16 protein-coding genes and 1 pseudogene are annotated in these 21,352 nt (G+C 71.4%); 7 read left to right on the plus strand and 10 right to left on the minus strand.

Annotated elements, in window-relative coordinates; translation table 11 throughout:
* The first annotated feature begins 42 nt into the window (after positions 1-42).
* Complete coding sequence (locus tag OG595_RS04665; protein ID WP_329268091.1) at positions 43-1,164, plus strand: DMT family transporter; 1,122 nt, start codon at positions 43-45, stop codon at positions 1,162-1,164.
* On the opposite strand, the gene OG595_RS04670 is transcribed toward OG595_RS04665, so the two are convergent.
* Entirely contained in the window at positions 1,154-2,341 is a 1,188-nt protein-coding gene (locus OG595_RS04670) for a transglycosylase family protein (protein WP_329268094.1), read from the minus strand. The genes OG595_RS04665 and OG595_RS04670 overlap by 11 nt on opposite strands.
* Positions 2,342-2,667: 326 nt before the next feature.
* Between OG595_RS04670 and gndA the strand changes: the two genes are divergently transcribed.
* Positions 2,668-4,107 carry an NADP-dependent phosphogluconate dehydrogenase gene (gene gndA / locus OG595_RS04675; protein WP_329268097.1) on the plus strand — a complete coding sequence of 480 codons (1,440 nt, stop codon included), beginning with the start codon at positions 2,668-2,670 and terminating at the stop codon, positions 4,105-4,107.
* Positions 4,108-4,608: 501 nt separating this feature from the next.
* Here the strand turns inward: gndA and OG595_RS04680 are convergent.
* The 4 genes from OG595_RS04680 to OG595_RS04695 form a co-directional block, all read right to left on the minus strand.
* Positions 4,609-5,268, minus strand: coding sequence for an aspartate/glutamate racemase family protein (locus OG595_RS04680; RefSeq protein WP_329268098.1), 660 nt, complete (start codon positions 5,266-5,268; stop codon positions 4,609-4,611).
* 59 nt (positions 5,269-5,327) lie between these two features.
* Positions 5,328-5,672, minus strand: coding sequence for a GNAT family N-acetyltransferase (locus OG595_RS04685; protein WP_329268099.1), 345 nt, complete (start codon positions 5,670-5,672; stop codon positions 5,328-5,330).
* A 67-nt stretch (positions 5,673-5,739) separates the two neighbouring features.
* Positions 5,740-6,159, minus strand: a complete 420-nt coding sequence (panD, locus tag OG595_RS04690) for an aspartate 1-decarboxylase (protein ID WP_329268101.1) — start codon at positions 6,157-6,159, stop codon at positions 5,740-5,742.
* A 305-nt stretch (positions 6,160-6,464) separates the two neighbouring features.
* Positions 6,465-6,722, minus strand: coding sequence for a winged helix-turn-helix transcriptional regulator (locus OG595_RS04695; protein WP_329268104.1), 258 nt, complete (start codon positions 6,720-6,722; stop codon positions 6,465-6,467).
* A 29-nt stretch (positions 6,723-6,751) separates the two neighbouring features.
* Here OG595_RS04695 and OG595_RS04700 point away from each other — a divergent pair.
* Positions 6,752-6,970, plus strand: a pseudogene (locus OG595_RS04700) (NAD(P)H-dependent oxidoreductase); the annotation flags it as partial.
* On the opposite strand, the gene OG595_RS04705 reads toward OG595_RS04700, so the two are convergent.
* The 4 genes from OG595_RS04705 to OG595_RS04720 form a co-directional block, all read right to left on the minus strand.
* On the minus strand, positions 6,921-7,601 hold the full coding sequence (locus OG595_RS04705) for a response regulator transcription factor (protein ID WP_329268107.1): 681 nt from the start codon (positions 7,599-7,601) through the stop codon (positions 6,921-6,923). The pseudogene OG595_RS04700 and the gene OG595_RS04705 sit on opposite strands and share 50 nt — an antisense overlap.
* Positions 7,598-8,908, minus strand: coding sequence for a sensor histidine kinase (locus OG595_RS04710; RefSeq protein WP_329268108.1), 1,311 nt, complete (start codon positions 8,906-8,908; stop codon positions 7,598-7,600). The genes OG595_RS04705 and OG595_RS04710 overlap by 4 nt, the downstream gene beginning before the upstream one ends.
* Before the next feature lie 117 nt (positions 8,909-9,025).
* Positions 9,026-11,452 carry an MMPL family transporter gene (locus OG595_RS04715; protein WP_329268109.1) on the minus strand — a complete coding sequence of 809 codons (2,427 nt, stop codon included), beginning with the start codon at positions 11,450-11,452 and terminating at the stop codon, positions 9,026-9,028.
* A gap of 174 nt (positions 11,453-11,626) precedes the next feature.
* Positions 11,627-13,513 carry an ABC transporter ATP-binding protein gene (locus OG595_RS04720; protein ID WP_329282636.1) on the minus strand — a complete coding sequence of 629 codons (1,887 nt, stop codon included), beginning with the start codon at positions 13,511-13,513 and terminating at the stop codon, positions 11,627-11,629.
* A 155-nt stretch (positions 13,514-13,668) separates the two neighbouring features.
* Between OG595_RS04720 and OG595_RS04725 the strand changes: the two genes are divergently transcribed.
* The 3 genes from OG595_RS04725 to OG595_RS04735 all read left to right on the plus strand — a co-directional run bounded on the left by OG595_RS04725 (position 13,669) and on the right by OG595_RS04735 (position 17,239).
* The gene (locus OG595_RS04725) at positions 13,669-14,631 is read left to right on the plus strand and encodes a lysylphosphatidylglycerol synthase transmembrane domain-containing protein (protein WP_329268111.1); all 963 of its coding nucleotides are present in this window, start codon (positions 13,669-13,671) and stop codon (positions 14,629-14,631) included.
* 56 nt (positions 14,632-14,687) lie between these two features.
* On the plus strand, positions 14,688-15,887 hold the full coding sequence (locus OG595_RS04730; protein WP_329268113.1) for a GTP-binding protein: 1,200 nt from the start codon (positions 14,688-14,690) through the stop codon (positions 15,885-15,887).
* Between the two features lie 209 nt (positions 15,888-16,096).
* Positions 16,097-17,239, plus strand: a complete 1,143-nt coding sequence (locus OG595_RS04735) for a mechanosensitive ion channel family protein (RefSeq protein WP_329268115.1) — start codon at positions 16,097-16,099, stop codon at positions 17,237-17,239.
* Between the two features lie 23 nt (positions 17,240-17,262).
* On the opposite strand, the gene OG595_RS04740 is transcribed toward OG595_RS04735, so the two are convergent.
* Positions 17,263-18,828, minus strand: a complete 1,566-nt coding sequence (locus tag OG595_RS04740) for a M1 family metallopeptidase (protein ID WP_329268117.1) — start codon at positions 18,826-18,828, stop codon at positions 17,263-17,265.
* A 273-nt stretch (positions 18,829-19,101) separates the two neighbouring features.
* Between OG595_RS04740 and OG595_RS04745 the strand changes: the two genes are divergently transcribed.
* Positions 19,102-21,321 carry an NADP-dependent isocitrate dehydrogenase gene (locus OG595_RS04745; RefSeq protein WP_329268120.1) on the plus strand — a complete coding sequence of 740 codons (2,220 nt, stop codon included), beginning with the start codon at positions 19,102-19,104 and terminating at the stop codon, positions 21,319-21,321.
* Positions 21,322-21,352: the final 31 nt, after the last annotated feature.

The raw sequence follows: 21,352 nt of genomic DNA on the forward strand, positions 1-21,352 counted from the left end.
GCGCCGGGCCCCGCGCCCCCGCTGCACGCAGAGGAGTTGCTCATGAGCGCCCTCGCGTTGTCCATCCTGCTGTCGCTCGTCTCCGCTGTCGCCTACGCGGGCGGGGCGATCGTGCAGGAGCGGGTCGCGGATTCCGAGCACGGCCCGGCGTACGCGCCGATGCGCAGGCCTGTCTGGTGGGCCGCCGTGGCGCTGAACGGCTTCGGCGGAGTGCTGCACGTGGTCGCGCTGGCGTTCGGGCCGCTGAGCGTCGTCCAGCCGATGGGCGCCCTGACCATCGTGTTCGCGCTGCCGATGGCGGCCCTGTTCGTCCGCCGCAAGGCGGGGGCGGCGGCCTGGCGGGGCGCGATCATGGCGACGCTGGGGCTCGCGGGCCTGCTGTCCCTGGTCGGCACGTCCGAGGCGCAGTCCCTGGGCACCACCGAGCGGGTGCTGCTGGCCGTGGTCACCGGTTCCGCGGTGGTGGCGCTGATGGTGGCGGGGCGCGCCGCGCACCGGCACCCGGCGGTGCGCAGCACCCTCCTCGCCATCGCGTCGGGTATCGCCTTCGGCATGTCGTCGGTGTTCACGAAGGTGGTCGCCGTGGACTGGTCCGGCGGCCTCACGGTCGCGGACGTGCCCTCCCTGGCATTGATCGCGGTGCTGGGTGTCTCCGGTCTGCTGCTCTCGCAGGCGGCCTACCGGGGCGGCGGCCTCACGGCGCCGCTCGCGACCCTGACGGTCGTGAACCCGGTGGTGGCGGCGGCGGTCGGCATCACGATGTTCGGCGAGACCTTCCGGTACGGCACCACGGGCACCATCCTCGCGCTGAGCTGCGGTGTGGTCGCGGCCGGCGGCCTGATCCTGCTCACCACGGAGCGGCTCCAGCACGCCACGCACACCGACGCGCCGCCCTCCGCCTTTCCTTCCCCTGCTGCTGTTTCCGCTGCTTCGGCACCCTCGGTACCGGAACAGGCCGGATCCGGGCGCGAGGAGACCGCGGCGGTGACGGTGCGCGAGGAGCCCGCCCTGCCGGTGCCGGCCGTCGCGGCGACACCGGCACCGGTGACGGCGCAGGACGTGCTCGACGAGGAGCCCGTTCCCTACGGGGCCTTCTACGGCATCCCCTACGTGCCGATCCCGATATCCGCCCGCGACCGCCACCGCATGCGGGTCAAATCCTGACGCCGCCGGCCCGGAGGTAGGCCACCGGGTCGATGTCGCTGCCGAAGCCGGGTCCCGTCCGCACCTCGAAGTGCAGATGCGGGCCCGTGCTGTTGCCCGTGGAACCCGAGCGCCCGATGCGCTGCCCGGCCGACACCGACTGCCCGGCCCGCACGGAGATCGCGGACAGGTGCGCGTACTGCGAGTAGCGCCCGTCGGCGTGCCGGATCACCACCTGGTAACCGAAGGACCCGCCCCAGCCGGCCTCGACGACCTCGCCCACGCCGATCGCCTTCACGGAGGTACCGGTGGGCACCGGGAAGTCGACACCCGTGTGGTAGCCCTTCGACCAGGAGGAACCCGCCTTGTGGTACGGCGTCCCGGTCGTGGCGCTCACGGGCGCGGTGAGGGTGGTGGTCGTGGTGCCGGGAGCCTTGGCGGCGGCCTTCTCGGCGGTGTGCGCGGGGGCCTTCGCCGGTTTCGGCTTACGGGCGGGCTCGGCGGTGGCCGGCGCTCCGGGTGCGGCCTTGGTACGGAGGTTCAGTCGCTGGCCGGGGACGATCAGGTCCGGATCGGTGCCGATCGTGGTGCGGTTGCCCGCGTAGAGGCGCTGCCAGCCGCCCCGGACGTCACGGTCGTCGGCGATGCCGGAGAGGGTGTCGCCGTGCACGACGGTGTACATCTCGGCGGTGCCCGCCCGGGACTGGGGCGTGGTCTGCGGCTTCACGTCACGGACGGTCCGCTGGGACTTCCGTTCCGACGTGCCCGCCCTGCTCGTGCCGCCCGCGGTGCCGGTGGGGTTGATGTCGGGGGTGTCGCCGCCGCGCGTGAGGCCGGCGCGGACCGAGCAGACGGGCCAGGCGCCGGGGCCCTGTGCCTTGAGCACCTTCTCGGCCACGGCTATCTGCTGGTCCTTGGTGGCCAGGTCCGCGCGCCCGGCGTAGGCGATGCCGCCGTACGCCTCCCAGGTGGACTGGCTGAACTGGAGCCCGCCGTAGTAGCCGTTGCCGGTGTTGATGTTCCAGTCGTTCGTGGACTCGCATGCGGCGACCTTGTTCCAGGTCGCCACGTCCGCCGCGTCCGCCGCTCCCGCGCCGACCAGCGGGAGCGCGATACCTGCGCTGCCCGCGGTGACGGTGAGAGAGGCCCGGTTGATCCGGTTCGGCTGATACCGGCGGTGCTTGCCGCGTACGGCCATGGAAGAGCCCCCTCAGCGTTGCCAGGAGCCGCAAAAGTAAACGCTGTGAACAGGCCACACAAGACCGCAAACCAGCCTCCGTACGGCCGAAGTTCGCCTGCGGCGAAACCGAAGTGGCCAGGAATACGGGTCGATTGCGTAAATGCTGAGGCAGGTGGGGGTTCTGGTCCGTATCTGCGTACGCAGGAACGGCAGCCCGGATGTGCGGTCGGCGTACCGGCACGTCAGGATGGCCCGAAGGGCAATACTGACGAGCAGGTACGGCACCACCGATTCCAGGACCTACCGGCACCACCGTTTTCCAGGACCCACTAGGAGCCATCCGCATGAGCAACTCAGCCCAGATCGGCGTCACGGGACTCGCGGTGATGGGCCGCAACCTCGCCCGCAACTTCGCGCGCAACGGCTACACGGTCGCGCTGCACAACCGGACGGCGGCGCGTACGCACGCTCTGGTCGAGGAGTTCGGGACCGAGGGCGACTTCATCGCGGCCGACACCGCCAAGGAGTTCGTGGCCGCGCTGGAACGGCCGCGCCGCCTGGTCGTCATGGTGAAGGCCGGTGAGCCGACCGACGCGGTGATCCAGGAGTTCGCCCCGCTCCTGGAGCCCGGCGACATGATCATCGACGGCGGCAACGCGCACTTCGCGGACACCCGGCGCCGGGAGCGCGACCTGCGCGAGCAGGGCATCCACTTCGTCGGCATGGGCGTCTCGGGCGGCGAGGAGGGCGCGCTGCTCGGCCCGAGCATCATGCCGGGCGGCCCGGTCGAGTCGTACGACTCCCTCGGTCCGATGCTGGAGAAGATCTCCGCGAAGGCGGAGGACGGCACCCCCTGTGTCTCGCACGTGGGTCCGGACGGCGCCGGGCACTTCGTGAAGATGGTCCACAACGGCATCGAGTACGCCGACATGCAGCTCATCGGCGAGGCGTACCAGCTGCTGCGCGATGTCGCCGGGTACTCCCCCGCGCAGATCGCCGACATCTTCCGCACCTGGAACACGGGCCGTCTCGACTCCTACCTGATCGAGATCACCGCCGAGGTGCTGTCGCACGTGGACGCGGCGACCGGCAAGCCGTTCGTGGACGTGGTGGTGGACCAGGCCGAGCAGAAGGGCACCGGCCGCTGGACCGTGCAGATCGCCCTCGACCTGGGCGTCCCGGTGTCGGGCATCGCCGAGGCCGTGTTCGCCCGCTCCCTCTCCGGGCACGCGGCACTGCGCGAGGCCTCGCGCGATCTGGCCGGCCCGAAGGCGACCCCGCTGGGCGAGTCGGAGGCGGCGGCCTTCGCCGACCGTGTCGAGCAGGCGCTGTACGCGTCGAAGATCGTGTCGTACACGCAGGGCTTCCACGAGATCGCGGCGGGCGGCGCCGAGTACGACTGGGACATCGACCTCGGTGCCGTGTCCGCCCTCTGGCGCGGCGGCTGCATCATCCGGGCGGCCTTCCTGGACCGTATCCGCGCCGCGTACGACACGCGGGCGGACCTGCCGAGCCTGCTGTCCGACGACACGTTCGCGCAGGAGATCGCGGCGGCGCAGGACGACTGGCGCGAGGTGCTGGTCGCGGCAACCCGTCAGGGTGTCCCGACGCCGGGCTTCGCAGCGGCCCTCGCGTACTACGACGCCCTGCGCGCGGAGCGCCTCCCGGCCGCGCTGACCCAGGGCCAGCGGGACTTCTTCGGCGCCCACACCTACCGCCGCACGGACCGCGAGGGCGCGTTCCACACCCTGTGGGGCGGCGACCGGTCCGAGGTCACCGGCTGAGGGTCGCTCCGCGAGATCGGCGGTTCTCTGGATCGGCGGCTCTTTGGCCGCGGAGGCGTGGGGGCTGGTCGCGCAGTTCCCCGCGCCCCTCAAGGGGCGCGGTTCCGCACCTGGTGTGATGGTGGGCGGCCGGGGTTTCCGGCCGCCCACCTGATGTTTCCGGCTTGCCTCGGCTCAGGACAGCGGCGGGCCCGGTTCGGGGTCGGGGACCGGCTCGGGGCCCGGGGGCTGTGGGATGGGGGACGGGTCGGGGCCCGGTGGTGTCGGAGTCGGCCCGGGGACGGGCGGTTCCGGGTCGGGGCCCGGCGGGGGACCCGGTGTCGGGTCCGGGAAGGGGCCGGGGGTGGGGCCCGGCGGTACGGGGTGGGGATACGGGTCCGGTTGCGTCACGGTGTCCTCCAGCCTGGGGGTTCGTCGGCTTCGGCTCTGGACTTCTCCCCGCGTACCCGGCGCACGCGCCCCCACTCACTCCGTCGCGCTACCCGCGCGGGACCAGGTGGGTCACCCTCTGCCGGTCGTGGCTGCCCGTGCAGCCGCCGCGCCCGCCGCCAGTCCCGGCCGGGGACTGGACAGCACCGGCACCGTGGTCGTCGCCAGCGCCTGCGCCGGGGTCGTGGAGGCCTGGGCGAGGATGATCGCATCGGCGCTGTCGCCGGGGATCGAGTCCACCGCGTCGGTCACCGAACGGACGTAGCCCTCCGAGTCGCCCGCCCGGAAGAGGGCCCAGGCGCCGTCCACGAACAGCTTCCGCACCTCGGCGGGAAGTCCGGCGCGGCGCGCCTCCTCCTCGACGAGGGCCACCGTGGGTCCGAACGTGCTCTCCGAGGTCGCGACGACGACCACCCTCGGGCCGATGGCCACCGCGGCGGCGGCCATCGGACGGTCGACCCGCAGCACGGGCACCCCGACCTCCACGGCGACCGCCTCCGCGACACCGCCGATGGAGGAGCAGGTGCAGAGCACGGCGCCCGCGCCGTCGGCGACGGCCCGTTCCAGGACGGCCCGGACGTCACCCGCCACCGCGTCGGGCCCTTCGGCCCGGGCCCTGGTCAGCAGGTCCTCGTGGACGAAGTGGGCGAGTTCCAGACCCTGGTGGTCCTCGTCGCGCAGGGCGTCGAACACCGGGACGTGCAGGGGCGAGGTGTGCAGCAGGGCGAGCACGGCGCGGAGAGTCCCCTTGTCAGGCTGTCGGGTCGTCGGGTCGTGGGACTGTCGGGACGTCAGAAGCGGTCGGGGTTCGCCACAAGCCACTCCTTGGCGGCACGGATCAACTGGGGGTCCGCCGCCGGGGCCTCGTCGGGGTGGCGCTCGGCCCACTTCACGACGTACGGGCAGAGGGGGGCCACGACGATGCCCTCGCGGGCGGCCATGAGGTAGAGCTCGCGGGCCAGTGAGCCCGCGATGCCCTTTCCCTCGTGCGCCGGCTCGACGATCGTATGGACCGGGACCAGTGCGCGCCCTCGTGCGGCCAGCACGAAGTACGCGATGTGGCCCACGACCTCCCCCTCCGCCACCGCCTCCAGGCGGCCTGCCGTCCGGTCGTCGCGGATCTCGATGTCGCTCATGGACACACTCCTCGTGGGGTCCTCGGGTCCTCGGATCGCCGACCGGGCGCGCCGGCTCACCGGACGGTCAGGCCGTGACCGCCTGCGGGCTGCGCGCCTGGTCCGAACCCGGCACCGGCTCAGCCGGGTCGGCGCCCAGCGCCACGACACGGTTGCCGTGGTCCACGTGGACAACCGCCGGCCGCAACGCCCGCGCCTCGGCGTCGGTCACCTGAGCGTAACTGATGATGATCACCAGATCTCCGGGATGGACGAGGTGGGCCGCCGCCCCGTTGATCCCCACGACGCCGGACCCCCGCTCGCCCTCGATGACGTACGTCTCCAGCCGGGCGCCGTTGGTGATGTCGACGATGTGCACGAGCTCGCCGGGCAGCAGGTCGGCGGCGTCGAGGAGGTCGGCGTCGATGGTCACGGAGCCGACGTAGTGCAGGTCGGCCTGGGTGACGGTGGCTCGGTGGATCTTGGACTTGAACATGGTGCGCAGCATGGAGGACTCCCGGACCTAGGCTCCCTGCCTGCGTCTTCGCAGGTCAAGGGCTGTTTCCTTACCTTACGACGAGTCGCGGGCCCGGTCGTCGTCCGCGGGGTTCCCGAGGACTCGCACCGACCGGACGCCGACCTTCTCGCACATCGTCAGGCCGCGCCCCGGGTCCGTCGCACTCCCCGGGCGTGCCGCCGCAACGACGGCGACCAGCCTACGCACCGGCCTTCACCGGCCTCCGTGACCTTCGCCACTGCCGACGACCCGTCCCGGGCTCCGTAGGCGCGGCCTCCCCGGGGACGGTGGTCCGGTCAGCGCGCGTCCGCCGCGTCCGAGCGCTCCCGGTGCTGACGGATCTCGTCGTGGTGGTCGGCCGCCCAGCCGATCAGGGAGGCCACGATGTCGTTGAGGCTGGCGCCGAGGGAGGTGAGCGCGTACTCCACGCGTGGCGGCAACTCGGCGTAGGCGGTCCTGGTGACCAGGCCGTCGCGGTGGAGCTGGGAGAGGGTGCGCGACAGCATGCGCTGGGAGATGCCGGGGATGTCGCGCTGAAGTTCGGTGTAGCGCAACAGACCGCCCTTCAGGGGCGAGCGCCCACCTCTTCACCGTGCCGCTCTACAACCGCTCGATGCCCTCGGTGTTCCAGGCATGGCTCGACCAGGTCATCGTCGACCGTCGCACCATCAACTACGGGCCCCGCCGAGGCGAACCGCTTCTTCAGGACGGGTGCTTGGCACGGACCGGGATCTCCTGGGTCTCCGAAGGCGTCAGAGGTCCCGGACGGCGGGGCGTACGAGGCCGGTCTGGTAGGCGATGACGACGAGTTGGGCGCGGTCACGGGCGCCGAGTTTGGTCAGGGCACGCTGGATGTGGGTGCGGACGGTCAGGACGCTCAGGACCAGGTCCTCGGCGATGTCGGCGTTCGACTTGCCCTGGGCCGCGAGGGCGGTGACCTCGCGTTCGCGGGGCGTGAGGTCGGCCAGGCGTTCCGGGGGTGCGAGGAGGCCGCCGGGGGCCGGGGCGGTGAGGAAGCGGGTGATGAGGGCGCGGGTGGCGCCGGGTGAGAGGAGTGCCTCGCCGGAGGCGACCGTGCGGATGCCGGTGAGGAGGGTGTCGGTGGTGACGTACTTGCCGAGGAAGCCGCTGGCGCCGACGCGCAGTGCCTTGGCCACGTACTCGTCGGTCTCGAACATGGTGAGGATGAGGACGCGGGTGCCGGCCAGGGCGGGGTCGGCGCAGATGGCTTCGGTGGCGGCGAGACCGTCCGAGCCGGGCATCCGGATGTCCATGAGGACGACGTCGGGGTGGTGGGTGCGGGCGAGGTCTGCCGCCTCGTCGCCGTTGACCGCCTCGCCGACCACCTCCATGTCGGCGCAGGAGTCGATCAGCAGCCGGAACGTGCCCCGCAGCAGGGCCTGGTCGTCGGCGAGCAAGACACGGATGGTCACGCGGTTGCCTCGTCTTCTTGCCGGGCTGCCTCCGGTGGCCGGGCTGCCTCCGGTTTCCGGTCTTCCTCTTTGCGGTCTTCTTCTTCGAGGGCTTCCTGCGGGGCCCGCAGGTGCGGATCGTCCTCCGCGGCGAGGGGGTGCAGCGGGAGTGCGGTGGCGACCTCGAAGCCGCCGCCGGGGCGGGGGCCCGCGTGCAGGTCGCCGCCGACGGAGTGGGCCCGCTCACGCATGCCCATCAGGCCGTAGCCGCCGCCCGGGACCGACGGAGGGGCGGTGGCCGCGTCGTTGGTGACCGAGATGAGCAGCCGGGAGTCGGAGTACGTGAGCCGGATGGTCGCACCCTTGCCCGCGCCGTGCTTCGTGACGTTGGTGAGGGCTTCCTGGATGATCCGGTACGCCGTCAGGTCGACGCCCGGTGACAGGTTCCGCGGTTCTCCCTCGGTGGAGACGGTGACCTCGATGCCTGCGGTCTCGCAGGTCGCGATCAGCTCGGGGAGGCGGTCGAGGCCGGGGGCGGGTTCCAGTGAATCGGCCTCGGAGTCGCCGGTCTGGCGCAACACCCCTACGGTGGCGCGGAGTTCGAGCAGCGCGGAGGACGTTGTGGCAGTCAGCTCGTCGAGCAGCCGCATCGCCTGTTCCGGGTGGGTGGGCGCGAGGTGGCGGGCGGTGCCGGCCTGGGCGTTGGCGACGGCCATGTGATGGGCGACCACGTCGTGGAGTTCGCGGGCGATGCGCATCCGTTCCTCGGCGACCCGTAGCCGGGCCTCCTCCTCGCGGGTGCGTTCGGCATAGGTGGCGCGCGCCTGTACGGAGTCCATGTAGTCCCGGCGCAGCCGGTCCCTGCTGCCGCCGACCAGGGGCAGCATCAGCCACAGCACGGGCCCGATGGTGCGCAGCAGGAGCATCCCGGTCGAGGGCAGGTCGAACAGGCCGGTGACGACGACCACGGCCATGGTCAGGGCGCCGTAGACGCGCGTGGTCCTGGGGTCGGTGCCGGCGGCCAGCCGGTACAGGGCGATCATCAGGGGAGAGAGCAGCAGCGGTGTCAGCAGAAAGCCCAGGGCCAGGGTGCTCACCGTGCAGGCCGTGGCCACGGCGAGAGTGATGCGCGGGTAGGTGCGGGCCCTCAGCTGGGCGAGGCAGGAGACGGCAGCGAGGACTTCGGCCGGCCATGACTGGCGCGGTTGGGTGACGCCGGGGATGGCGATCGAGGCGCCGAGGGCCACGGTTCCGAGCAGTCCCAGGACCAGGATCACGTCGGTGGCGGTGGTTCGGCGCCCTGTGTAGTGCTCCAGGCTGGAGGGCATCTGTGTCTCCGGATGAAGGGCCTGGGCCCATGATGAACGACATTCGGTACGCGACGCGGCACGGGCTGCCCGTGGCGGAGGCCACGGGCAGCCCTGGACGGCCCGGGTCCGGCCGGGTCAGACGTGCGCCTCGACGGGCTCGTCAGGGGCCGGGTCCGGGTCGGGCCGGCGTTCCGTGGCGTCGGCCGGGACGCGGGTGAGGGCCTCGCCCTCGATGTCGACGCGGGGCAGCAGCCGGTCCAGCCGGCGGGGCAGCCACCACGCCCTGTCGCCGAGGAGGGCGAGGACGGCGGGCACGAGGGCCATCCGTACGACGAAGGCGTCGAGCAGGACAGCGGTGGCCAGGCCGAACCCGATCATCTTGATCATGGATTCGTCCTCGCCGACGAATCCGGCGAACACCGCGATCATGATCAGCGCGGCGGCGACGACCACCCGGGCGCTGTGCCGGAACCCGGAGACCACCGCTTCCTGCGCCGTGTCGCCGTGGACGTACGCCTCCCGCATCCGGGAGACGAGGAAGACCTCGTAGTCCATGGCGAGGCCGAAGACGATGCCCACCAGGAAGATCGGCATCAGGCTCATGATCGGCCCGGTCTGCTCCACCCCGAACAGGCCCGCTCCATGGCCCTGCTGGAAGACCACGACGACCGCGCCGAGGGCCGCCAGGACCGAGAGCAGGAAGCCGAGGGCGGCCTTCAGCGGGACGAGCAGGGATCGGAAGACCACCAGCAGGAGGATGACCGCCAGGCCCACGACGGTCACCAGGTACGGGACCAGTGCCCCCTGGACCTTCGCGGCGATGTCGATGTTCAGGGCCGTGGTGCCGGTGACCTCGAAGGTCGCTCCGTCCGCCGCCGCCTCGGTGGCGGGGCGCGCGTCGCGGATGGTCGTGACGAGGGTCTTGGTCCGCTTGTCGGTGGGGCTGGTGGACGGGGTCGCGGTGAACACGGCGGTGTCGCCGGCTTCGTTGAAGTGGGGCGTGGCGACCGAGACGATGCCCTTCGTGGCGCCGATCCGGTCGCCGACGGTCGCGACCGCCGTCTTCGGGTCGGCGGCGCCCCTGGCGTCCACGACGATGGTCAGCGGACCGTTGAAGCCGGGGCCGAAGCCGTCGGCGAGGGCGTCGTAGGCGCGGCGCTCGGTGGTGGAGACCGGCTTGGCCTCGTCGCCGGGCATGCCCAGTTGCAGGGACGTCATGGGTATCGCCAGGGCGCCGAGGCCGAGGACGCCCAGGATCAGCACAGGGATGGGGCGACGCAGCACGAACCGGGCCCAACGGGTGCCCAGGTTGCCCCCGGGACTGTCCCCGGTGCTCTTCTCGGTGCTCGTCTCGGTGCTGTTCGCGGCGCCGTTCTCTGCCGGTGAGTCCTTGTGGGTCGGTAGCCGCCTCGCGGCGACGACTCGCCTGCCGGCCACCGCCTTCCGTACGAGCAGGCTCCGCCCGGTGGCCGTGGCCGTGGCCGTGGCTTTGGCCTTGGTCCTGGTCTTGGTCCGGGGCTTTCCGCCCTGCGCGGCGCCCTCGCGTGCGGTGCGCGGCAGTACGGCTCGGGGCCAGAAACCGAGCAGAGCGGGTACGACGGTCAGGGCGATGAGGACGGCGACGACGACCGCGCCGGCCGCGGCGAGACCCATCTTGGTGAGCGTCGGAATGCCCACCACGGCGAGGCCGGCCAGGGCGATGACCACGGTGAGGCCGGCGAAGACCACCGCCGACCCTGCCGTGCCCACGGCCAGCCCGGTCGACTCCTGCGGGTCGTGTCCCTTGGCGCGTTCCTCGCGGTAGCGGGAGACGACGAACAGCGCGTAGTCGATGCCGACCGCGAGGCCCAGCATCATCGCGAGGGTGCCGGTGTTCGTGTCCATCCCGAGGGCATGGGCCAGCGTCGTGATGGTGAACATGGTGATGCCGACGCCGAGGATCGCCGTCAGCAGCGGCAGCCCGGCCGCCGCGAGCGATCCGAAGGTGATCAGCAGGACCACGGCGGCCAGCGCGATGCCGATGATCTCGGCCACGCCGCCGGGCCCGCCACCGCTGTCCATCGCGTCACCGCCCGCCTCGACGGTCAGACCCGCGTCCCGCGCACGGTCGGCGGCCTTCTCCAGAGCCGTGCGGCTGGCGTCGGTGACATCGGCGGCCTTCACCTTGTAGGTGACGGTGGCGTACGCCGTCGAGGCGTCCTCGCTGACCGCCCGTGTCGCGAAGGGGTCGGCCACGCCGGCGACCTGGGTGCCGTCGGCGAGGGCGTCCACGGCCTCCTCGACGGCCTTCCTGTTTTCGGTGGCGGTGACCTTCTGCCCGTCGGGGGCGACGAAGACCACCCGGGCGGTGGCGCCGTCGGCGGCGGCGCCGGGGAAACGCTCTCCCATCAGGTCGAACGCCTTCTGGGACTCGATGCCCGGCATCGAGAACTCCTCCTCGGCAGCTCCCGGCGCCTTCAGGGCGCCCAGTCCCGCACAGGCCAGCACACCCACCCACAGGAGGACGACGTACCAGCGCCTTCGGAAGGCCAGACGGCCCGTTCGGTACAGAAATGCAGCCACGGCAGGGAACCTCACCTCGGGTCGGACGTACCTGCCAAGGCTGTCCCGGGGAGGGCCTCCGGGGCGTCGTCCCGCTGATGGCAATCCGCCCTACCGAAACGGGAGGAGCACCTACAGGATCCGCAGTATGTCCGGGTGCCGTCTCCGCGGGCCGTTCCCCCCGCGCCCGCGTGCCTACGCGGCCTCCGTCACCTCCGCCCGCTCGCCGGGCTGCGCGAACTGTGTGCGGTACAGCTCCGCGTACCGCCCGTCCAGGGCCAGCAGTTCGTCGTGCGTGCCGCGTTCGAGGATCTGTCCGGCCTCGACCACGAGGATCAGGTCCGCCGCCCGGATCGTGGACAGACGGTGGGCGATCACCACTGCCGTGCGGTCGGCGAGGGCCTCGGCCAGGGCCTCCTGGACCGCCGCCTCCGAGGTGTTGTCCAGGTGGGCGGTCGCCTCGTCGAGGATGACGACGCGCTGGCGGGCCAGCAGCAGCCGGGCGATGGTCATGCGCTGGCGTTCGCCGCCGGAGAGACGGTAGCCGCGTTCACCGACCACGGTGTCGAGGCCGTCGGGCAGCTCGCGGACCAGGTCGTCGAGGCGGGCCCGGGTCAGCGCGGCCCACAGTTCGTCGTCCGTCGCCGTGGGGCGGGCCAGCACCAGGTTGGCGCGCACGGAGTCGTGGAAGAGGTGGCCGTCCTGGGTGACCATGCCGAGGGTCGCGCGCAGCGAGGCGGCGCTCAGGTCACGGACGTCGACGCCGCCGATGCGTACGGCGCCCTCGTCGGTGTCGTACAGGCGGGGCAGGAGTTGTCCGATGGTCGACTTTCCGGCGCCGGAGGTGCCCACGAGGGCGATCGTCTGGCCGGGTTCGGCGCGGAAGCTGACTCCGTGGAGGACCTCCGTGCCGCCCCTGGTGTCGAGGGCGGCCACCTCCTCCAGGGAGGCGAGGGAGACGCGGTCGGCGGCGGGGTAGGCGAAGCGGACGTTGTCGAACTCCACCGCGACCGGGCCCTCGGGGACCTCGCGGGCGTCCGGTTTCTCCTCGATGAGGGGTTTCAGGTCGAGCACCTCGAAGACGCGCTCGAAGCTCACCAGGGCGCTCATCACCTCGACGCGCGCCCCCGCGAGCGACGTGAGCGGCGCGTACATCCGGGTGAGGAGCAGGGCGAGCGAGACGACCGCGCCCGGTTCCAGGGTGCCGCGCAGCGCGAACCAGCCGCCGAGCCCGTACACCAGGGCGAGCGCCAGGGCCGACACCAGGGTGAGGGCGGTGATGAAGACCGACTGCGCGAGAGCGGTCCGTACGCCGATGTCCCGTACCCGGCGGGCGCGGGCCGCGAACTGGGCGGACTCCTCGTCGGGCCGTCCGAAGAGCTTGACGAGGGTGGCGCCGGGGGCCGAGAAGCGCTCGGTCATCCGGGTGCCCATCGAGGCGTTGAGGTCGGCGGCCTCGCGCTGGAGGCGGGCCATGCGGCTGCCCATCCGCCGGGCGGGGACCACGAACACCGGCAGCAGTACCAGGGCGAGCAGGGTGATCTGCCAGGACAGGGTGAGCATCACGGCGAGCGTGAGCACCAGGGTGACCAGGTTGCTCACCACACCGGACAGGGTGTTGCTGAACGCTCGCTGCGCGCCGATGACGTCGTTGTTGAGCCGGGACACCAGCGCTCCCGTACGGGTGCGGGTGAAGAACGCGACCGGCATGCGCTGTACATGATCGAACACGGCCGTCCGCAGATCGAGGATCAGCCCCTCCCCGAGCGTGGACGAGAGCCAGCGGCCGAGAATCCCGAGGACCGCCTCGGCGACCGCGATGACCGCGATGAGCAGTGCGAGCCGGACGACCGTGCTCTCGTCGCCGCCCGACACGATCGTGTCGACGACACGGCCCGCGAGAACGGGGGTGGCGACGGCGAGCAGCGCCGTGAGCACGCTCAGGACGACGAAGCGGATGATGCGGCGGCGGTGCGGGCGTGCGAACTCCGCGATGCGGCGCAGGGTCGCGCGGGCGAAGGGGCGCCGGTCCTGCTGGGAGTTCATGACGCTGTGCAACTGCATCCAGGCTGTGGTCTCCATACTCATGCTGTGACCGTACGACCTCAAGCGACCTTGAGGTCAAGGACGGCGAAAGGCGTGCGCACCGGGCCCTCCCGTGCCGTTGCCCGGCGCTTCGGCCGGTGGCCGGGCGTACGCAACCCGGTGTTGGTGCGGTACGGAGAACCTCTCCGGTTGTGACAGTGGTTCTCCCTCCCCCGGCCGGGCGCCGGCGCGTACCGGTGCGGCAGGTCCTGTGCCTGCTCCCGCTCCTCCTGGTCGCCCTGGTCGCGGTGCGCCACCGGCAGGTGCTCGCCGAGGGCTTCGCCCAGCTGGCGTCGGCGAGGTTGCCCTGGCTGCTGGCGGCGGCGGGGGCGACGTGTCTGACCTGGGTGGCCGCCGCCGTCGGCCGGCAGGGAGCCGTCGTCGAGCGGCTGCCCGGGCGACGGTTGCTCGCCACGCAGTTCGCGGCCGGTTCGGCGAACCATCTGCTGCCGACGGGGCTCGGCGCGAGCGCGGTCAATCTGCGGTTCATGACGGTGTGCGGTCTGCCGCCGGCCCGTTCCTCGGCGGCGCTCGCCCTGTATCTGCTCGCGGAGGCCGTCGGCCGGCTGGGTCTGCTGGCCGCGCTGCTGATCGCGTTCCCGCATGCCCTGCGGCTCGGAAGTCTCTTTCCCGGCACGGCATTCGGTCCGCTGCTCATCGGCATCTGCGTGGTGCTGTCGGCGGTGGCCGGCGCGCTGGCGGGTGTACGGCGGCTGCGCACGGCCGCCCTCTCCTTTCTGCGCACGGCGCTCGGCGAGGCCCGTTCCGTGCACATGCGGCCATGCCGGGCGCTGGCGCTGTGGGGCGGTTCGCTGGCGTTCCCGGCGTTGCAGGCCGCCGGACTGGCCGCGGTGGGGACGGCGTTGGGGCTGCCGGTGCCGGCCTGGCACATGGCGCTCGCCTACCTCGCCGCGACGGTCGCCGTCGCGCTGATCCCCACGCCGGGCGGTATCGGTTCCGTCGAGGCGGCGCTGGTCCTGGCCCTGGTCGCGGTGGGCGGGCCGGTGGCCGTCGCCACGGCGGTGGTGCTCGCGTTCCGGATCATCACCGTGTGGGTACCGCTGCTGCCGGGGGCGTTGACGCTGGGGGCGCTGGTGCGGCTGAAGGTGATCTGAAGCCTCCTTGGCGGCCGTTTGTGAAAATGGTTTCCAATAAGCTAGCGTGCGGAGGCATGCCCACCACTTCCGGCGACCACCGCCTGCCCGTGACCGTGCTCTCCGGCTTTCTCGGCGCCGGGAAGACGACGCTGCTCAACCATGTCCTCGGCAACCGTCAGGGCCTGCGGGTCGCGGTCATCGTGAACGACATGAGTGAGATCAACATCGACGCGTCCCTCGTCCGGGACGGCGGCGCCCTCTCCCGTACGGAGGAGCGACTGGTCGAGATGACCAACGGCTGCATCTGCTGCACCCTCCGGGACGACCTCCTGGAGGAGGTCGAGAAGCTGGCCCGCGCGGGCCGTTTCGACTACCTGCTCATCGAGAGCTCCGGGATCTCGGAACCCATGCCCGTGGCCGCCACCTTCGCCTTCGCCCGCGACGACGGCGCGAGCCTGCTGGACGTCTCCCGCCTGGACACCATGGTCACCGTCGTGGACGCGGTGAACTTCCTGCCCGAGCTGGACCGCGGCGACGACCTGCTGGAGCGCGGGATCACCCCGGTCGAGGGCGACGAGCGCACGGTGAGCGATCTGCTCGTCGACCAGATCGAGTTCGCCGACGTCATCCTCCTCAACAAGACCGACCTCGTCCCCGAGGAGGCCGCCGACCGTCTGGCGGCGACCCTGCGGCGCCTCAACCCGGCCGCCCGCGTCCACCGCACCGTCCGCGGCGAGATCGACCCCGCCGAACTCCTCGGCACGGGCCTGTTCGACCTGGAGAAGGCCGAGCAGGCACCGGGCTGGGTGGCCGAGCTGAACGGCGACCATGTGCCGGAGACCGAGGAGTACGGCATCTCCTCGCTCGTGCTGCGCGACCCGCGCCCCTTCCATCCGGGCCGCCTCTGGGACCTGCTCACCGGCCCGCTCGACGCGGGGCACTACGGCCAAGTGCTGCGCTCCAAGGGCTTCTTCACCCTCGCGTCCCGCCCCGGCACCACGGGCCTGTGGTCACAGGCGGGCTCGGTGGCCCGCTTCGAACCGATCGCCACGGGTGACGCCACGGGCACCGAATCCCCTGTACAGGGGCAGGAGTTGGTGTTCATCGGCACCGATCTGCGCCGCCAGTCGCTGCGACTGGCGCTCTCGCGCTGCCTGTTGACGGAGGAGGAACTGGCCGCGTACGCAGCGGACTTGGCGCACACGGCGTACGAGGACCCCTTCCCCGCGTGGGAGGTGCACCCCGCGGACGTCTGCGATGCGCTCCCCGTCTGAGCTGCTCGCTGGCGGGTTTGCCACTGCTCGGTGACGAGCGGTCGGCCGGATGCGGCAGGATGAGCGGTCGCCGGACGTCGTACAGGCGTCCGGGAGTTGATCGCTCATCCAGAACTTTTCGCACATTCGAACAGGTGGCAAGTGACGAGACTTCACATCCGGCCGTCGGTGGCGCGGGGCGCCGCGGAACCTCTCCTCGGAGGTGAGCGGTGACGCGAGTACTCACCGTGGACGATCTGGTCGTCGCGGGCATCGCCCTCGCCGTGGGCCTGCTGGCGGCCTTCCTGCTGCGCATGCTGCTGCGCTGGCTGGGCAGGCACGCGGACCGCACCCGCTGGAGCGGGGACGACGTCATCGTGGACGCGCTGCGCACGGTGGTGCCGTGGTCCGCGTTCACCGGGGGCGCGGCGGCCGCCGCCGCGGCGCTGCCGCTGACGAGGACCGTCGGGCACAACGTCAACCAGACACTGACCGTGCTCCTGATCGGCGTCACGACGCTCACGGTGGCCAGAGTGGTCGGCCGGCTGGTGAGTGCCGTCACCCAGTCCCGGTCGGCGGTCGCCGGCTCGGCGACGATCTTCGTCAACATCATCAGGGTCGTCATCCTGGCCCTGGGCTTCCTGGTCGTGCTCCAGACGCTGGGCGTCTCCATAGCGCCGATGCTCACCGCCCTGGGGGTCGGCGGTCTGGCCGTCGCGCTCGCCCTCCAGGACACCCTCGCCAACCTCTTCGCGGGCATCCACATCCTCGCCTCGAAGACCGTCCAGCCCGGTGACTACATCAAGCTGAGCAGCGGCGAGGAGGGGTACGTCGTCGACATCAACTGGCGCCAGACGACGATCCGCCAGCTCTCCAACAACCTGGTCATCATCCCGAACGGGCAGCTCGCCGGGACGAACATGACCAACTTCAACCGGCCCGAGCAGATGCTGACGATCCTGGTCCAGGTCGGCGTCGCCTACGACAGCGACCTGGAGCAGGTCGAGCGGGTCACCTGCGAGGTCGTCGCCGAGGTGATGACGGAGATCACCGGCGCCGTCCCGGAGCACGAACCGCTGGTGCGCTTCCACACCTTCGGCGACTCGCGGATCGGCTTCACCGTGATCCTGGGGGTCGGCGAGTTCAGCGACCAGTTCCGGATCAAGCACGAGTTCATCAAGCGCCTGCACAGGCGCTACCGGGCGGAGGGCATCAGCATCCCGGCACCCGCGCGGACGGTCGCCCTGCAGCAGGGCGCGGTGGTCATTCCGCAGCAGCGGGGCGGCCACCCGGAACCCGACCTGGGCCTCGGCGCCGAGCAGGGCGGACCGGCGTCCACCCTGCTCGACCGGTTCGACAAGCTCGACCGGTGAGACTCACGTCCCGGCAGTCCGGCTCAGAGGGTCGCCGAGTTGTCGTGGTGGCCGGCCGTGCGGTTCTGCGGCGCGACCAGTGACGTGGTCACCGGGGTGACCGTCCAGTCCGGGTGATTGGGCATCCGCGGTGTCGTCGTCCCGTACAGCCAGTCCCGCAGGAAGCCGGAGAGGTCCTGGCCGGCGATCTCGGAGGCGACCGAGATGTAGTTCTCGGTCGTCGCCGAGGCGCCCCGGTAGCGGTCGAGGAAGGTGCGCTCGATCGCGCCGAAGGTGGCCTCGCCGACGAACTCGCGCAGCGCGTAGAGGACGAGGACGCCGCCCAGATAGCGCTGGCTGTCGAACAGGTTGGCCTCGTTGGGTGCCGCGACCGGTCCGGAGGTGCGGCGCCACTGGTCGCCGCGCGCGTACGTGTTCTTCATGCGCGCTTCCATCGTGGTCAGGCCGAGGGAGTCGGTCCAGCCGCGCTCGTAGCGGTAGAGCAGTCCGTAGAAGTCGGCGTGGCCCTCGTTGAGCCACAGGTCGGCCCAGGTGCCGGGGCTGACGCTGTTGCCGAAGTAGGAGTGGACCAGCTCGTGCATCATGTGCGAGCCGATGGACTTCTCCGCCTGGAGAAGGTAGTTCGGCTTGTAGAGCGTGAGGGTCTGGGTCTCCAGGCCCGTGAAGTCGAAGGCCGCCGGATCGTCGGAGTTGCACGGCAGCAGGCCGTACGTCTCGAACGGGTAGGCGCCGAGCCGCTGTTCGAGCCACGCCACCAGGCCCGGGGTGAGGGCCAGCGCCGGTTCGAGGGCCTCGGCGCGCGCGACCGGGACGACGTCCCGCAGCGGCAGCCCGTTCGGCCCCTGCCGGTCCTTCACCACGTAGTCGCCGACGGTTATCTGCACGAGCTCGGTCGCGATCGGCGAGCGCGAGCGGTAGGAGTACGCGGTCCGGTCACCGTCCAGGATCTCCGTGCGGACGAGGGTGCCGCTCGCGACACCGCGCAGGGTGCTCGGCACGGTGATCCGGAACGTGAAGTCGGCCTTGTCGGCCGGGTGATCGTTGCACGGGAAGACGGTGTGCGCGGAGTTGGGCTGCGGGCACACCGCGAAGCCGTCGGGGGTGGGGACCCAGGCGGTGTGGGTCAGCGCGCGGCGCGGGTCGGCGCCGTACTCGACGCAGATCGTCGTCGCGGTGTTCTCCGGCAGCGGCCGGGCGGGCGTGATCCGCAGCTTCTCGTCGACCTGCTCGTACGTGGCCGCCCGGCCGCCGACGCGGACGGAGCGGATGTCCAGGCCGAGGGCGTCCAGCGAGAGGCGGCTCAGGTCCTGGGTGGTGCGGATGCGCAGGGTCGCCTCGCCCTCGACCAGCTTGGTCGTGGCGTCGTAGGCGAGGTCGAGGTGGTAGGCGGCGACGCGGTAGCCGTCGTTGCCGAGGCTCGGGAAGACGGGGTCACCGAGGGTCTCGGGGCCAGGGGCGGCGGCGTCCTTCCCCGAAGCCGTCCTGGACGTCCCCCCGGACGCCGCGTAGGCGGCAGGGGCCAGGGTGGTGGCCGCGGCCGTGCCGAGCAGGGCTGCCGCAGGGGCCGTCAGTCTGGTGCGATATCTCATGGTCCGCTTTCACTCGGGCGCCCGGGTGGTCAGGTCCGGCCGCCGATCCGGTGTGGGTCTACCCCCTAGACCACAAGATCGGCGAAGTCGGTTGCCTGGATCCGTACGGAATTCCGATCGGGTTCCGTACCGGATCCGATCGGTTTCCGTACCGGCCCGTGCCGGGTTCGGTACCGGCCCGTGCCGGGTTCCGTGCGGACCCCTGTCGAGTGAGAGCCGAGCAGGAGATATCTTGATGTCGAGCAATGTTGCAGACGTGGAGCGGAGCACCCGGTGACTGACTCGACCATCATCTACACGCACACTGACGAGGCGCCCGCACTGGCGACCCACTCGTTCCTGCCCGTGATCCAGGCGTACGCCTCGCAGGCCGGGGTGAACGTCGAGACCCGGGACATCTCGCTGGCCGGCCGCATCATCGCCGTCTTCCCCGAGTTCCTGGAGGAGGGCCAGCGCATCGCGGACGCCCTCACCGAGCTCGGTGAGCTGGCGAAGACGCCCGAGGCGAACATCATCAAGCTGCCGAACGTGTCGGCGTCGATCCCCCAGCTCAAGGCGGCGGTCGCCGAGCTGCAGAGCCAGGGCTACGCGCTGCCGGACTACCCGGACGACCCGAAGTCGGACGAGGAGCGCGACATCCGCGCCCGCTACGACAAGATCAAGGGTTCCGCCGTGAACCCGGTGCTGCGCGAGGGCAACTCCGACCGCCGCGCCCCCGCCTCGGTGAAGAACTACGCCAGGACCCACCCGCACCGCATGGGCGCCTGGACCTCGGAGTCCAGGACGAACGTGGCGACGATGGGCGAGAACGACTTCCGCTCGACCGAGAAGTCCGTGGTGATCTCGGAGGCCGGTTCGCTGCGCATCGAGCTGGTGGGCGAGGACGGCTCGACGACCGTCCTGCGCGAGTCCGTACCCGTACTCGCGGACGAGGTCGTCGACGCCTCCGTACTGCACGTCGCCGCGCTGCGCGAGTTCCTCACCGCGCAGATCGCCCGCGCCAAGGCCGAGGGTGTGCTGTTCTCCGTGCACCTCAAGGCCACGATGATGAAGGTCTCCGACCCGATCATCTTCGGCCACGTCGTACGCGCCTTCTTCCCGAAGACGTTCGCGCAGTACGGCGAGACCCTCGCGGCGGCCGGTCTGTCCCCGAACGACGGTCTCGGCGGCCTCTACAAGGGCCTGGAGTCGCTGCCCGAGGGCGCCGCGATCAAGGCGTCCTTCGACGCCGAGCTGGCCGAGGGCCCGGCGCTGGCCATGGTCGACTCCGACAAGGGCATCACCAACCTGCACGTCCCGTCCGACGTCATCGTCGACGCCTCGATGCCGGCCATGATCCGCACCTCGGGCCACATGTGGGGCCCGGACGGCCAGGAGGCCGACACCCTCGCGGTGCTGCCGGACTCCTCCTACGCCGGTGTCTACCAGGTCGCGATCGACGACTGCCGCGCCAACGGCGCCTACGACCCGTCGACCATGGGCTCGGTCCCGAACGTCGGTCTGATGGCGCAGAAGGCCGAGGAGTACGGCAGCCACGACAAGACCTTCGAGATCCCGGTCGCCGGCACGGTCCGTCTCGTGGACCAGGCCGGCAACGTGGTGATCGAGCAGCCGGTCGCCGCCGGTGACATCTTCCGCGCCTGCCAGACCAAGGACGCCCCGATCCGGGACTGGGTGAAGCTGGCCGTCACCCGCGCCCGCGCGACCGGCTCCCCGGCCGTGTTCTGGCTGGACGAGACCCGCGCGCACGACGCCAACCTGATCGCCAAGGTCAACACGTACCTGGACGAGCACGACACCGAGGGCCTGGTCATCCGGATCCTGAACCCGGTCGAGGCGACCAAGCTGTCGGTCGAGCGGATCCGGCGCGGCGAGGACACCATCTCGGTGACCGGCAACGTGCTGCGCGACTACCTGACCGACCTGTTCCCGATCCTGGAGCTGGGCACCAGCGCCAAGATGCTGTCGGTCGTCCCGCTGATGGCGGGCGGCGGCCTCTTCGAGACGGGCGCCGGCGGCTCCGCCCCGAAGCACGTCCAGCAGCTCGTCAAGGAGAACTACCTGCGCTGGGACAGCCTGGGCGAGTTCTTCGCGCTGGCGGCCAGCTTCGAGCACCTCGCCACGACCACCGGCAACGCGCGCGCCCAGGTCCTCGCCGACACCCTCGACCGTGCGACGGCGACCTTCCTCAACGAGGACAAGTCGCCGACCCGCCGTGTCGGCGGTATCGACAACCGGGGCAGCCACTTCTTCCTGTCCCTGTACTGGGCTCAGGAGCTGGCGGCCCAGACGGACGACGCGGACCTGGCGAAGTCGTTCGCCCCGTTCGCCGAGACGCTCACCGCGAACGCGGAGACGATCGTCGCCGAGCTGATCGCGGTTCAGGGCAAGCCGGCCGACATCGGCGGGTACTACCAGCCGGACGTCGAGAAGGCGAAGACGGTCATGCGTCCGTCGGCCACGTGGAATTCGACGTTGGCGACGTTGAGCTAGTGCCTGCGGCGCCTGGGTGGTCCGTGTAGGC

Source organism: Streptomyces sp. NBC_01451 (genome assembly GCF_036227485.1).
Classification (GTDB): domain Bacteria; phylum Actinomycetota; class Actinomycetes; order Streptomycetales; family Streptomycetaceae; genus Streptomyces.